Below are 15255 nucleotides of genomic sequence, written 5' to 3' on the forward strand. Positions count from 1 at the left end.
GCCGTTTAGCGCTTAGTTAAACGGCTTATTTTATTGGAGTGTATAAATGAACGAATGGTTAGAGTCGCTTCAGCCACAAGCTGTATGGCGACAGTTTCGTCTGATGTGTGATACCCCGCGCCCGTCTTTTCACGAAGAAACGCTACGTAGCTATTTATTTGAATGGTCTCAGAGTTTAGGGTTGAGAGCCAGTATTGATGCGGCCGGCAATTTATTAATTTGTAAGCCTGCCACGACAGGTATGGAAGCTTGTGAGACCGTTGTGCTACAGGGGCATCTAGATATGGTGGCTCAAAAAGAAGCGACCTCTAATCATTGCTTTGAAAATGACCCAATTGAAACGTATGAGCAAGACGGTTGGGTGCATGCAAAAGGTACGACTCTTGGGGCGGACAATGGCATCGGCGTCGCGGCTATTTTGGCCGTTTTAGAAAGTAACGATATTCCCCATGGCCCCATTGAGGCACTGTTCACGATTGAAGAAGAAACCAGTCTACGTGGTGCATCTCAACTTCCTGAAGGCATTCTTAAGGGTACCCGACTGCTAAACCTTGACTCAGAAGATCGTGGTGATGTTTACATCGGTTGCGCCGGTGGTGTTGATATCAATGTGTCCAAACGTTTCCTGTTAGAGCATGAACCGGAATTTGATAGGGCCTTCTTGATTACTATCACAGGGCTAAAAGGTGGGCATTCAGGCCTAGACATCAATAAAGGTCTAGCCAATGCAAATGTGCTGATGGCGCGATTACTGAATGACTTAAATGATGCAATGGATTTTCGTTTGTCTTCAATAGTGGGTGGTACACTGCGAAATGCCATTGCACGAGATGCCAATGCTACTGTGTTAATGAACGCCTCTGAAATCGGTAAATTTGAAGAATGGCTTACTGAGCAAGCCAAACTCTATCAGCAAGAATATGTAGATACAGATCCAAACTTATCCATTTCAGTTTCTACTTCTGATGTAACTGAACACCTTTCTAAAAGTAATCAGACGAGTGTGATACAAGCTTTATTATCGGCACCGCATGGTGTTCGTCGCATGTCACCTTCTATTGCTAATGTGGTGGAAACCTCCTGCAACTTGGGCGTTATTAGAATCTTGGTCAATCAGGCTGATATTGAATTGTCTGTTTGTCTATTAGTACGTTCTTCAGTGGACAGTCAAACTGAATACTTAGCGAAGATAGCTAAAGCGCCATTTCAATTAATTGGCTGTGAGGTGTTGTTAGAGAATGGCTATCCTGGCTGGAAGCCTGAGCCACACTCTAATTTACTGACACATTTCCATCGTGTACATGAACAGGTAATGGGCTTTGAGCCTAATGTGAAAGTGATTCACGCAGGGCTTGAATGCGGTATCATCGGCGCAAAATACCCAGCAATGGAGATGGTATCGTTTGGGCCGAATATACGCGGTGCGCATTCACCCTCTGAACGCCTCCAAATCGATTCCGTAGCAGAGTTTTGGAACATCCTTAAAACACTGCTTAAAGACACGCCGAAAGCCGTTTGATTATGTCAAAAGTTTGTGCTGTTACCCTTGATGGGACAACGTATGAAATTGAGTCTGGCGAGAATTTACTGGCTGGCTTGACCTCTAACGGGGTCATTGTTCCGCACAGTTGTTTAGCTGGAGCGTGCCGAAGTTGTTGTTTATATGAGGCGACAACCACTACTCCTTTGTTAGCGTGTCAGCAGAGAGTTACGGAGGATCTATCCCTAATGACACAAGCACATCATGTATATGATGTTGTCCTAGAACACGTAACCGTGAGCGAGTTGACACAGCGGTGGGCTGTGGTGACGGGTCACACAAAAATGGCGCTACCGTTAGGCGCAGACATTCGTTGGCAATGTGGCGGACAAGAGGGGCGCAGTACCTGCTGTTCACCCGATGGCACGACACTTGATTTCTACTTCCCTACTCATCTTTGTAATCAAATAGACACCTTGAAGCTAGTGAATAAGCCTCAGCGAGCATTGTTGGACCCAAATGCCACGTTTCTCTTACTGTACGGCGCTAAGAATGAACCCATGGCGAGGCATTTTGCAGAAGCGCTTACGGCTAGTAATTTGGGCACCAAAATCGAGTTGGCGTTAATAGATTTGTCGAAGTCTGATGCCAGCTTATCCTTCAAACGGTTTGACATGGCGGTCGTAATGGCCGATGAGTCCATATCCCTGCATGCCTTAGAGACTTGGCTAACGAACAGTCGTTGTCGAGTGAATGAATTTACCTATCTAATAAACCACTCCTAATGAAAATACTGCACACATCCGATTGGCACCTTGGTCAGAGTTTTATGGGCAAAAGCCGTCTCGAAGAGCATCGTTTATTTGTTTCTTGGCTTGCGAATATTGTTGAACAACATCACATCAAAGCCGTGATTTTGGCGGGAGACGTATTTGACACATCAACTCCGCCCAGTTATGCCCGAGAGCTCTATCATGAATGTGTTCTAAAACTGAATGCCTTAAATTGCCAGTTTATTGTGGTTGCAGGCAACCACGATTCGGTCAGTGTATTAAACGAAAGTAAAAGTCTTTTGAGAACGCTCGATACCTATGTCGTGACGCAACCAGAGTGGGCAGCACTGGATAATGCTGTCATTCCATTGCGGGATGAGCAAAACACACTACAGGCGATGGTATGTGCCGTTCCATTTCTTCGCGCAAGAGACATGGTGCGTTACGAAGCAGGGCAGGCAGGGGATGAGAAACAACAGCTACTTTCCCATCAAATACAGCACTATTACCGAACTTTATTTTCAGAGGCGAAGCGATTATCTGGCGATGTGCCCATCATTGGTACGGGGCATTTCACCGTGTTAGGCGGACAGAAAACAGAGTCAGTGCGCGATATTTATGTGGGTACGTTAGAGGCTTTCCCGCCAAGCATGTTGCCTGAGTTTGATTATTTGGCGCTGGGTCATATTCATAAGCCAATGTCAGTGGGAGGCAATCACTGCTGGCGCTATTCTGGTTCGCCGATGCCAATGAGTTTTGATGAAGCCAGCAGTCAAAAATCCGTTTGTGTGTTTGATACTGAGACCCGTGATGTTGAACGTATTGATGTGCCGGCGTTTCGTGAACTCAGAAGCATGAAAGGAAGTCGTGATCAACTGATCTATGAAATTGAGCAACTACCATGTAGCGAGCATTTGACCGTATGGCTTGAGATTACTGTTACAGAAGATATTAATCTAGGTCCTTTTCAGGAACAGCTAAGACAGATAACCGAGCATAAGAAGATTGATGTCGTCAAAGTGCGCCGAGAAAAGAGGCTCGTCGATTTGGTCGATGGCTTGGCTGAAACCGCTACGTTAGAGGATGTAACCCCGGTGGAAGTATTTGACAAGTTATTGCTTGAGAAGGACGTATCAGAAGAGCGAAGTGTGGAGCTTAGAGGCTTATTCCAGCAAATCATTATGGACGATGAGGAGCCTAACTCATGAAAATCTGCTCACTACGTTTTGAAAATTTGAATTCTTTGAAGGGTAAGTGGTTTATAGATTTTGAATCTGCACCCTTAGCAGATGCTGGCATTTTTGCTATCACTGGCCCTACGGGGGCAGGGAAGTCCACGTTATTAGATGCGATTTGTTTGGCGCTCTATCATCAGACGCCCCGTATTAATGTATCCCAATCTGCTAATGATGTAATGACTCGACACACTGCCCATTGCGCTTCTGAAGTAGTGTTTGAAGTGAAAGGTAAGCGATACACCGCGTCATGGGAGCAAAAACGTGCTCGTAATAAAGCCGATGGCAAGCTGCAACCGATTAAATGCAGTTTGTCGCAAGCTGACGGTAAAATCATTGCCGATAAAATTGCCTTAAAACTTGACGGCGTCGCTGAATTAACTGGACTGGATTTTCCACGTTTTACTCGCTCGATGATGCTTGCTCAAGGCGGATTCGCGGCGTTTTTGAATGCCAAAACGGACGATCGAGCTGAGTTATTAGAAGAACTGACTGGAACGGAAGTATACGCGGACATTTCACGACGAATATTTGAAGCCCATCGTGAGAAAAAAGCTCATATCCAGCAACTTGAGGCCGTTCAAGCGAGCCACAAGTTACTGTCTATTGAAGAGTGGCAAGTGTTGCAAGACGAGCATGACGTTGCTAAGAAAAACGTTGATCAAACGAAACAGTCGCTAAATGCGCTGCATCGAGTGCTCGCATGGCACCAATCAGCTCAAGAGCTGACAGAGAAAAAATCAAAACTCAATGATGAGCTTGTTCAGGCTCAAACAAATTGGACTGAGCTTGCGCCGTCTTTTAATTTGCTTGAGCAAGCGTATCTGGCACAACAAATAGAGCCCAAACACGCACATCTACAGCAGCTTAAAGTTGAGCTAGAGCAAAGTAAAAGTCTAGAAAGAAACTTAAAAACAGAGTTATTAGAAAGCCAGCAGTCTTATGATGACACTCAAGCCCGTTTTAATGATGCTTCTCACACACTTTCTGAACATCAGGCCGCATTTGCAAAATTTGAACTGGCCGCTGAGAAGACTTGGTCGCCAAAAGAACACGAATGTAATCGACAGGCTCAAGCGTTGCAAACGCATCAAGATAATCAACGAGCGCTGTTACAACAGTTGGATGCTTTAGAACAGGATATTTCGAATCAGAACTCTACGGTAACCCAACTTCAGAATGAAAAACTGAGCTTAATGGAGTCGCTAAATGTTTGGAAAGATGGCGCGAAAGCCTCAGAACTAATAGAAAAGTGGCGTCTGCAAGATGATCAGATAAGCCAAAATAAACAGCAGTTTATAAATAAACAAACACAACTGACTTCACTGCAGTCTGTCAAAACAGATATTGAGCAGAAATTAGCGTCTGCTGAGCAACAGCTAAGTCTAACTCAAAAGCATCAGTCAGGGCTGAATCATCATTTACAGACGGTCGAGTCCGATCTTGCGTCTTTGTTGAATACTTATGACGCAGCAAGTTTGGCGCACAAAATTGACAGTCTTGAAGTATATGTAGAGCAAAAGCGAACGCTTCAAACCACTTTGAGTCGATTGGCTGAATCAAGACAAGAACTGGAGCGGTTAAACTGTGCTCAGCAAACGTTAAGTGACGAGTTGACCCAAAACACCGAGCAAGTTAAGCAAGCGCTGTCCAATATCAAACGAATCGAAGCGCAAATAGCCGACCTTGAGCAGCGGATTTTTTTGCAACAACGTGTTGCTGTATTGGAGCGTGAGCGTCAATTGCTTATCGAGGGGGAGGCCTGCCCTCTTTGTGGAAGTGACAGTCATGATTTGGTGGCGGTAGAAGCTTTTACTATCGATGACACGCTCACCAAGCGGTTATCTGAATACCAAGCTGAGCGTTTGCAAAGCGTTAATGACATAAAGCCTATTGAGCAAGAGGGTGCGAAGTTATTAGGTAAACTTGAATCAATAGAGGCGCAGCGTTCGATCATTAGAGATCAAATTATTGGCTATGAAATAGCGGCAGCAGAAGATGCGTCAGTTTCCTTGCAAGCGCTAGAAACGAACATTGAAAAGGCCAGTGAAGAGCTAAAGATCCTAAAGCAAACCCAGAGGCGATCTCAGGCATTAGAGCAAGAGCGTCATAACCTATTGAAGCAAAAGCAGGATGTTGATCAACAGCTCGCTAATCAGTCAATGCTTCAGAAGCAATGGTTGCATGAACGAGACAGTAAAAAAATCGCTATTGATCAACTAAATCATGCGCTTGCTACCTTAGAAATAGACACAAAAGAACAGTTGCAAAACTTATCAGAAAGTGTCGTTGAATTGGCGAATGATGCTTCTTGGTGTGAGCAATATTCGACTAATTTAGTGGCCATTACCGAGGCGGTTCAGCAATGGCAGAGCGCTTCTCAAAAAATAGCTCAGCTTGATAAGTCCTTAGAGGCTTGCTTATGGCAAAAAGATCAAACCCAAAAAACAATTAGCCAAGTTAGCCATCAGAAAGAAGTACTAACAGATGACATTGCGGCATTGGTGCAAACCGTTGAGCGACTTGGAAATGAGCTGGCAGAAGGGTTACAAGGAAAGTCTGTTCAAGCCTTACGTACTGAGTATCTAAGCCAGCTGGATGCCTTACAATCGACAAAAGACCTGTACGCAAGCCAGTTGTCTACACAGTCTATTCAGCATACACAGCTCACCACAAAGTTAACCAATGTATCGGAAATGCTCGATCAGCTTAATCAGAAGACAAAAGCGGCGGAGCAAGATTGGTTAGAGTGCCTTGAAAGCGTTGGCTTTATATCATCAGACGCTTGGAAGAGTGCGTCTATCGACGCGACTGAGGTCAAACGAATAGAGCAAATGCGTGATGATGCGCAAAATACAATTCAACGACTTAATGCACTGGTTGAGCAAGTTAATCATGATTTAGCAGAACACGAAGCCGTGTTTGCAACGTTACCGGTATTGTCTGAACAGCAGGACTTGCATGCATTAGAGCAAAGGTTTGAAACGCTTAAAGATGAGTACGATGAGCAAATGGTTCAGTTAGGGCAAATTGCTGAGCGTGTTCATTCAGAAAGTGTTAAACGTAAAAATAACCAGTCCATGTTGAAAGATATTGCAGATCAAAAACATGAATTTATTTTGTTGGACGATTTGAATGCTTTAATTGGGTCTTCTGACGGGGCTAAATTTCGACGTTATGCGCAAAGTGTGACGTTAGATCATCTCGTGTGGTTAGCGAATCGACACCTGAATACCTTGCATGGCCGCTATCAATTACAGCGTCAGCGTAATGAGGGGTTGCAGCTTGAAGTCATTGATCAGTGGCAGGGTGATATTACGCGAGACACAAAAACATTATCTGGTGGAGAGTCTTTCTTGGTGAGTCTGGCGTTGGCGGTGTCTCTGTCTGAACTTGTGTCTCACAAAACCTCGATTGATTCATTATTTTTAGATGAAGGGTTCGGCACGTTAGACAGCGAAACCTTAGATATCGCTCTAGATGCGCTAGATCGCTTAAACAGTTCCGGTAAGACAATTGGTGTGATTAGTCATGTTGAAGCTCTCAAAGAACGCATTTCGGTACAAATTCAAGTGAACAAGCAAGCAGGACTGGGTGTGTCAGGTCTTGAACCGCTCTATAAAGGGTAAAGTTGCTATTAATATTCATTAGTGAGTTGTCCCCAGAAATGATGGCAAAACCTTGTAAATAAGTTGTAAAAGTTTAATAAATACAATGGGTTACTAGTTTGGTTTAATTTGCGCACAAGTGTTATATTAGGGCACAATATGTAAACTTAAGTTATTTGTTTGCACGGAATTGCTTCATTTCTACTTGTATATTGTTAAAATAGAATATTGCAAAATTCGCTTATTTTATAAGCGTTACCGCACTGATTTAATTAAGGAAATTCTTTAGATGTCAGATAATGACTTTCGCCTCAAAGGGAGTGTTGTGACCACTGTTGTATTAGAGGTCAAAACACCCAATCTAGAGCAGATCAAATTGGGGCTGAAGGAAAAGATTGCTCAAGTTCCTCAGTTTTTTAATCAAGCACCTCTTATTATCGACATCAATCAATGCTCTGAGCCTGTTTCATTGGATCTTTTTCAAACACTTGTCGCGGGCTGTCGTGAATTGGGACTGGCTGTAATTGGCTGGAGGACGTCAGAAGGTGAGATTCCAAGCTGGCGCTTCGATTGCGAGTTGCCGTTATTGCCTAATGCAAACAGTCGACAGATTAATATTAAGAGTGAAACGCCTGCGCCTGCGAAAGATCCGCATGTGGTCATTAAAACGGTGGTTGAAGAGCGTGAGGTATCGCAGCCTACCAAGCTTATTACGAAGCCTGTTCGCTCGGGGCAGCAAGTGTATGCGCCAGGCGATTTAGTGGTCGTGTCTCAAGTGAGTGCTGGTGCGGAAGTGTTAGCAGAAGGCAATATTCATATTTATGGCGCCTTAAGAGGTCGCGCTTTGGCTGGAGTGAAAGGTGATACTTCGGCTCGTATTTTTTGTAAAAACATGGAAGCAGAGCTGGTCGCGATTGCAGGCAACTTTATGTTGAGCGACGCTCTGCAAAAAATCATTTGGAAAGACGCCGCGCAAGTGCTATTAGTGGATGAAGCATTAGAAATCGCCTCACTATAGGTTATGGCAAAGGCTATCAGAATTTGTTTCTCGGGGGATATATAGTTGGCTAAAATTATCGTCGTAACCTCAGGTAAAGGTGGGGTTGGTAAAACTACATCTAGCGCTGCAATCGGTACTGGATTGGCGCTGAAAGGACATAAAACGGTTATTATCGACTTCGATGTGGGTCTACGTAATTTAGACCTTATTATGGGTTGTGAACGTCGAGTTGTGTACGATTTTGTGAATGTTATTAATAAAGAAGCAACACTTTCACAAGCTTTGATTAAAGATAAGCGCACTAAGGATTTGTTTCTTCTTCCGGCATCACAAACACGTGATAAAGATGCATTGACAACTGAAGGTGTAGAGGCGGTTTTAAATGAGCTGTCTAAGGATTTTGAATACATTGTTTGTGATTCGCCTGCCGGTATAGAGAAAGGCGCACAAATGGCGTTGTATTTTGCAGATGTCGCAATAGTGACAACCAACCCTGAAGTCTCTTCAGTGCGCGACTCTGATCGCATTTTAGGTATTCTGCAGAGCAAGAGTCGCCGTGCCGAGCAAGGTTTGCCGCCCATTGAAGAGCATCTTCTAGTGACGCGCTATAACCCTGATCGCGTTTCAGAAGGTGAAATGTTAAGTGTTGCCGACGTTGAAGAGATTTTGGCAATTCCATTGTTGGGTGTTATTCCTGAGTCGGAAGCGGTGCTTAAGGCATCTAACCAAGGCACACCAGTTATTTTAGATGGTCAAGCTGAAGCGGGTCAGGCTTATTCTGATGCGGTTGACCGTTTGCTGGGTGAAGAGCGTCCGTTGCGTTTTACGGATGTTCAAAAGAAAGGATTCTTTAAGCGTTTACTAGGAGGCTAGCGTGGGGATTTTTGATTACTTTAAAAGTAAAAGCGAACCAAGCTCTGCGTCAGTAGCTAAGGATCGTTTGCAAATTATTGTGGCACATGAGCGTAGTCGTCGCACTCAGCCAGACTACTTGGAGCAGATGCAGCAAGAGATTATTGCTGTTATCCGTAAGTATGTGCAGGTTGATAATGAGCATGTCCAGATTCAGTTAGAAGATACGGACGATTGTTCAGTGTTGGAATTAAACGTTACTTTACCTGAAAAGAACGATTAATCTTTCTTTTATTAAGTGACTGATGTCTCTGTGACATCAGTCACTTAGAATACTGTTAGTTTTCATTCTCATTCATTTACCTCTTATCTAATCAAGTTGTATCATGTGACCATCCGAAAAAATGGTAGTGATATGAAACATACGATCTCGTCTATTTTGTTGCTAGGTGCCTTGTCGGTATCTGGTTGCAGTCAAAAGTCTGAAGAGTTGGCGATTGAAACATCTTCTGCTGATTTGATCTCTGATTTGCCTGTGGCGCTGAATCACCCGAAGGCGCAGCTAGGCAGTCAATTATTTTTTGATGTGAATCTATCTAAGTACCGAAATCAGTCTTGCGCTAGTTGTCATGATATTGGTCGTGCTTTTGCTGACAGTCGCCAAACAGTGGATTTGGGGGCGGTTTCTTTAGGGAGTGATGACGTTTCTCATGGGGAGCGTAATGCACCTACAGCGAGCTACGCAGCGCTGACACCTGCGTTTCATCGAATGAAAGACGGGGAGTTTCGTGGTGGTATGTTTATGGATGGCCGTGCTAACTCGCTTGCGCATCAGGCAGCAGGGCCTTTTGTGAACCCCATGGAAATGCAGATGGAAAATGAAGGTGCCGTCGTTGATAGGGTGCTTGAAAATCCTACGTATAAGTCATTATTTAAAAAGCTGTATGGCAATGATCTTTTTGAGCAAAAAGAACGGGCCTTTAGTGCGATCACGGATGCTATTGCTCATTTTGAGCAAACTGAGCTTTTTATGCCATTTGATTCAAAATATGATCGCGTCTTGCGGGGTGAGGCAGCATTCACCCAGGAAGAGGAGTTGGGGCGTACTTTATTCTTTTCTCAACAGTTTACTAATTGTAATTCATGCCATCAGTTAAATGGCTCTCCTTTCAATAAGCGTGAAACCTTTACCAACTATGAATATCGAAATATTGGTGTACCAGCTAATTCAGCGTTGAATCTTCAGTCACTTGATGAAGGGTTATTTGATAATCCGCAGGTAAGTGACCCTAAGGAGCGTGGTAAGTTTAAAGTGCCTACTTTACGTAATGTGGCGATTACTGGTCCCTATATGCACAATGGTGTATTCAAGGATCTTAAGACAGTCATTTTGTTTTACGACCACTATAACAACCCAATGAGAAAGGTGAATCCTGAAACTGGAGTGCCTTGGGCTGAGCCAGAGGTGTTTGAAAATATTGACCATAATACGTTGCAGATAGGGCCGCCGCTTGATGAGCGTCGTGTCGATGCGTTGGTGGCCTTTTTAAAGACGCTGACTGATAAACGATACGAGTACTTATTGGAAAGTAAATAATCCATTGTTTTGATGTTTTTAGCAGCCAGCCTCCACATTGTTTCCAAGTGGAATGCTGGCTTTGTTGTCTTTGATTTATTACATTCTTAAAGTTGATGTAAAACTTTTAAAGGAATGTATATACATGAAATACAGTAAGTTAGGTCGTACTGATATCGATGTGTCCCATGTTTGCCTTGGTACAATGACTTGGGGTAAACAAAATACTCAGCAAGATGCCGACCAGCAAATTGAGTTTGCCTTGGATCAAGGTATTAACTTTTGGGATACAGCGGAAATGTATGCCGTTCCCCCTACGCCTGATACCTATGGTAAGACCGAGTCTATTATTGGTGATTGGTTTTCACGTCATGAATCGCGTCGTGATGAAGTTGTACTGGCGACTAAGATTGCTGGTAACGGTTTATCATGGGTGCGTGATGGTGGCGATGTAACTGGTGAAGCGATTGTGCAATCTGTTGATAATTCACTTGCTCGATTAAAAACAGATTATATCGATCTTTACCAAATTCACTGGCCAAATCGTACCTCCCCGCATTTTGCAAAACATTGGCCTGGGCGCTTAAATTTTTCTGATGTTGATACTCAGCAGCAGTCTGCTGAGATGTTAGAGATACTGCAAGCGTTAGATGAGTGCGTTAAAGCGGGTAAGATTCGTCATTTTGGTCTTTCTAACGAAACCCCATGGGGGGTCAGCGAATACCTACGTTTAAGTGAAAAGCATAGTTTGCCTCGCGTGGCATCGATCCAAAATGAGTTCAGTTTGTTGCACGCGAAAGATTGGCCGTATCTGATTGAAGGCTGTGTTCGCGAAGATGTGGCGTATTTGCCATGGTCGCCATTAGCTGCAGGAGCGTTGTCTGGTAAATACATTGATGGTGCGCGTCCGCAAGGTAGTCGTTGGAGTTATGCGCAGCGAAATGGCTTATTCAGGGATACAGAGGCGTCTAACCTGGCAATTAAAGCTTACAAAGATATTGCTGAGCGTAATGGTCTGACTGCCTCTCAGTTAGCGTTAGCGTGGGTAGATCAAGTGGATGGAGTAACCTCTACCATTATTGGTGCAACGACCATGGATCAGTTGAAAGAGGACATAAAGGCTTTTGAGGTTGCTTTGAGTGAGCAGGTGATATCGGAAGTGGCTGAGGTCTTTAAGCAGTATCCTGCTCCTTACTAGTAGGTATGAGTTACTGGATATATGATGTGAAATTTGAGCATAAAAAAACCCGGCATATGCCGGGTTTTTTGTGTCTTAAAAAAAGGAATTACTTCTCTTCTTTTTTAGCTTTCGCTTTTTCGATCACAGTTTCAGCAACGTTCGCAGGACATGGAGCGTAATGAGCGAATTCCATAGAGAATTGGCCACGACCAGATGTCATTGTACGAAGAGAACCGATGTAGCCAAACATTTCAGACAGAGGTACGTCTGCTTTAATGCGTACGCCAGTTAGACCTGCTTCTTGGTCTTTGATCATGCCGCGGCGACGGTTAAGGTCACCGATTACATCACCAACGTGATCTTCTGGAGTGAACACGTCAACTTTCATGATTGGCTCAAGAAGTTGCGCGCCTGCTTTCGGGATAGATTGGCGGAATGCGCCTTTCGCTGCGATCTCGAATGCTACAGCAGATGAGTCTACTGCGTGGTAGCCACCGTCGAAAAGTTCAACTTCTACGTCAAGAACAGGGAAGCCCGCAAGGACACCTTGATCCATCATAGATTTGAAGCCTTTCTCAACTGCAGGCCAGAATTCTTTCGGTACGTTACCACCCACAACAGATGATGTGAATGTGAAGCCAGAGTTTGGCTCACCTGGTTTGATGCGGTAATCGATCTTACCGAACTGACCAGAACCACCAGACTGTTTCTTGTGCGTGTAGCTGTCTTCAACTTCACGAGTGATCGTTTCACGGTAGGCAACTTGAGGTTGACCAACGATTAGATCTACACCGTATGTACGCTTAAGAATGTCTACCTTAATGTCTAGGTGAAGCTCACCCATACCTTTAAGGATTGTTTCACCAGAGTCTTCGTCTGTTTCAACTTGGAAAGATGGATCTTCTGCAACCATTTTACCGATTGCGATACCCATTTTCTCGTTGCCGCCTTTATCTTTAGGCTGAACAGCGATAGAGATTACTGGTTCAGGGAAAATCATCGCTTCAAGTGTACATTCATGTTTAGGATCACAAAGAGTGTGACCTGTTTGAACGTTCTTCATACCGATGATGGCAATGATATCACCAGCTTGCGCTGAAGTGATCTCGTTACGATCGTCCGCTTGCATCTCAACCATGCGGCCAACGCGCTCAGTTTTACCTGTTGCAGAGTTAAGGATCGTGTCGCCTTTGTTTAGTTTACCTGAGTAAAGACGAACGAAGGTAAGAGCGCCGAAACGGTCGTCCATGATCTTAAACGCAAGTGCGCGTAAAGGTTCATCAACAGAAACAATAGCGTATTTGCCAGTTGATTCGCCAGTTTCTTTGTCAGTTAATTCTTGTGGGTCAACTTCCGTTGGTGAAGGAAGGTAATCTACTACTGCATCAAGAACGTTTTGCATGCCTTTGTTTTTAAACGCAGAACCACAGTACGTTGGGAAGAACGCAAGGTCGCGAGTACCTTTACGGATACAGCGCTTGATTTCATCGATCGATGGAACGTCACCGTCTTCTAGGTAAGCCATCATTAGATCTTCGTCTTGCTCTAGAGCTGTCTCGATCAATGCTTCATGATATTCTTCAACTTTGTCTACCATATCAGCTGGAACATCAGTGATTTCGTAGTTCTCTGGAAGACCACTGTCGTCCCAGATGTAAGCTTTCTTAGTTAGAACGTCTACAACACCTGCGAATTCATCTTCTTCACCGATAGGAAGTGTCATAACAAGAGGGTTAGCAGCTAGAACGTTTTTAACTTGATCTACAACGCGGTAGAAGTTAGCGCCTAGACGGTCTAGTTTGTTAACAAAGATTACACGAGCAACTTCAGACTCGTTAGCGTAGCGCCAGTTTGTTTCTGATTGTGGCTCAACACCACCAGAACCACAGAATACACCAATACCACCATCAAGTACTTTCAAAGAACGGTATACTTCAACTGTGAAGTCTACGTGTCCAGGAGTATCGATAACGTTTAGGCGGTGGTTTTTCCACTCACAAGTAACAGCAGCAGACTGGATAGTAATACCGCGCTCTGCTTCTTGTTCCATGAAGTCTGTAGTTGATTCGCCGTCGTGAACTTCACCAGTCTTGTGGATTTTACCAGTAAGCTTAAGGATACGTTCTGTGGTGGTAGTTTTACCCGCGTCTACGTGGGCAAAGATACCGATGTTTCTGTAAAGTGATAAGTCAGCCATTACATTACTCTAAAAAGTGTCGGATGAATTTTTCGCATAGTTAGTATACAAGACCTTTCAGCGAAGTAGTCAGGTATTCGCGCGTATTCTATTATACTTTGATAGCGCAATAAAAGAGGCATGCTGACTACCACCGATATTTATTTGATTATTTTGGTCTAATCACGCCTTAATCGATCAGATATAGCGATAGGATTAGGGTAGCTCAAGATTACTACATAGGTTGATAGGGCAAAGGTCAAAATCGCTGTAGCTTGAATGACATGACTGGCTTCTACACCTATTAAGCCTAGTGATGCGGCTAAATAAGCAATGAGTAGTGAGAATTCACTTACCTGTCCTAGGCGAAAGCCGACCTCCCAGCTAGTAGATTTGTCTTCTTTTAAGCCTTTTAATAAAAAGCGAAAAACAACGGGCTTGATAATCATTGACAGCATCGCTAGAGCGAGCGCTGGCCAAATGACAAGTCCGAGTAGATCTAGGTTGAAACTCGCACCAATGGAAAAGAAGAAAAGGATAAGGAAGAAGTCTCTTAGTGGTTTTAAATTGGTGGCGATGTATTGGGAAATAGGCGAGGTGGCCAACGCAACACCGGCAACAAAAGCGCCCATTTCGGCGGATAAGCCAAGTAATTCGGCTGCGGTGGCCATTGATAAGCACCAGCCGATTGAGAGTAAAAAGATGTACTCATGAAAGCGGTCGAATCGTGTAATAAGGGGCAGTAATACGTATTTGACTAGTAAAAAAGCACCGCCAATTAAAGTAGGTAGGCCTATTATAGGTTTAAGGTATTGCATGTAGCTATTCGATGCATCTGAAGAGCTGCCTATGGCAACTAAAGCAAGCAAGGCTGCGATGGCGATAATGTCTTGCAGCAAAAGTAAGCCTACAACTAATTCACCGGTGTGTTTATGGTGCAATACCGTAGTAGGAAGTAATTTGATACAAACGATGGTGCTGGAAAACATCATTGCAAGCCCGATGATGAGCGATTCCATTTGAGTGTATTGAAATACGATGGCTGTGAAATACCCAAAGGCGGCAAAAGTGATGGATGAAATGATAGCGACCCAAGATGCTTTCTTAAGCATGTTAAAAAGGTGGCTCGGTTTCATATCAAGACCAAGTAAAAATAGTAGGAAGATGATGCCGATGTGAGACATACCTTCAAGCAATTTGGGGTGGTCCACTAGTTGAAGGGCGGAAGGGCCAAATAATGCACCGAGTGCAATGTAGGCCAGAATAAGAGGTTGCTTAGTATAAAGGGCAATGGAGGCGACCACCGCGGCGCCCCCAAAGATGAGAAAGAAAGAGTGTACAATGTTCACATCCATGTTTTTCCCTCATGCAGTTG

Annotated in this window: 11 protein-coding genes and 1 pseudogene; 10 read left to right on the top strand and 2 right to left on the bottom strand. The window is 44.0% G+C overall.

Annotation, left to right across the window (positions count from 1 at the left end; genetic code table 11):
• Positions 1–46 precede the first annotated feature (46 nt).
• The 10 genes and pseudogenes from AYW76_RS10245 (at position 47) to AYW76_RS10285 (ending at position 11722) form a co-directional block, all read left to right on the top strand.
• On the top strand, positions 47–1519 hold the full coding sequence (locus AYW76_RS10245) for an aminoacyl-histidine dipeptidase (RefSeq protein WP_067219415.1): 1473 nt from the start codon (positions 47–49) through the stop codon (positions 1517–1519).
• 2 nt (positions 1520–1521) lie between these two features.
• A pseudogene (locus AYW76_RS19665) lies at positions 1522–1728 on the top strand (2Fe-2S iron-sulfur cluster-binding protein); the annotation flags it as partial.
• Positions 1729–2265, top strand: a complete 537-nt coding sequence (locus AYW76_RS10250; RefSeq protein ID WP_067219418.1) for a hypothetical protein — start codon at positions 1729–1731, stop codon at positions 2263–2265.
• Positions 2265–3461, top strand: a complete 1197-nt coding sequence (locus tag AYW76_RS10255) for an exonuclease SbcCD subunit D C-terminal domain-containing protein (protein WP_067219422.1) — start codon at positions 2265–2267, stop codon at positions 3459–3461. Before AYW76_RS10250 ends, AYW76_RS10255 begins: the two co-directional genes overlap by 1 nt.
• A complete protein-coding gene (locus AYW76_RS10260) occupies positions 3458–7117 on the top strand; it encodes an AAA family ATPase (RefSeq protein WP_067219426.1) in 3660 nt (1219 codons plus the stop codon). Before AYW76_RS10255 ends, AYW76_RS10260 begins: the two co-directional genes overlap by 4 nt.
• Before the next feature lie 268 nt (positions 7118–7385).
• Complete coding sequence (gene minC / locus AYW76_RS10265; RefSeq protein ID WP_067219429.1) at positions 7386–8114, top strand: septum site-determining protein MinC; 729 nt, start codon at positions 7386–7388, stop codon at positions 8112–8114.
• A gap of 45 nt (positions 8115–8159) precedes the next feature.
• Complete coding sequence (minD, locus tag AYW76_RS10270; protein WP_067037709.1) at positions 8160–8969, top strand: septum site-determining protein MinD; 810 nt, start codon at positions 8160–8162, stop codon at positions 8967–8969.
• 1 nt (position 8970) lies between these two features.
• On the top strand, positions 8971–9231 hold the full coding sequence (minE, locus tag AYW76_RS10275) for a cell division topological specificity factor MinE (RefSeq protein ID WP_067037710.1): 261 nt from the start codon (positions 8971–8973) through the stop codon (positions 9229–9231).
• Between the two features lie 132 nt (positions 9232–9363).
• A complete protein-coding gene (locus tag AYW76_RS10280) occupies positions 9364–10545 on the top strand; it encodes a cytochrome-c peroxidase (protein ID WP_067219431.1) in 1182 nt (393 codons plus the stop codon).
• A 124-nt stretch (positions 10546–10669) separates the two neighbouring features.
• Positions 10670–11722 carry an aldo/keto reductase gene (locus AYW76_RS10285; RefSeq protein WP_067219434.1) on the top strand — a complete coding sequence of 351 codons (1053 nt, stop codon included), beginning with the start codon at positions 10670–10672 and terminating at the stop codon, positions 11720–11722.
• An 88-nt stretch (positions 11723–11810) separates the two neighbouring features.
• Here the strand turns inward: AYW76_RS10285 and fusA are convergent, their stop codons facing one another.
• Complete coding sequence (fusA, locus tag AYW76_RS10290; protein ID WP_067219438.1) at positions 11811–13901, bottom strand: elongation factor G; 2091 nt, start codon at positions 13899–13901, stop codon at positions 11811–11813.
• Positions 13902–14059: 158 nt separating this feature from the next.
• Positions 14060–15235: a cation:proton antiporter domain-containing protein gene (locus AYW76_RS10295; protein ID WP_067219441.1), complete on the bottom strand. Its 1176-nt coding sequence runs from the start codon at positions 15233–15235 to the stop codon at positions 14060–14062.
• Between the last annotated feature and the right edge of the window lie 20 nt (positions 15236–15255).

It is taken from the genome of Marinomonas gallaica, assembly GCF_001639745.1.
GTDB classification, from domain to species: Bacteria; Pseudomonadota; Gammaproteobacteria; order Pseudomonadales; family Marinomonadaceae; genus Marinomonas; species Marinomonas gallaica.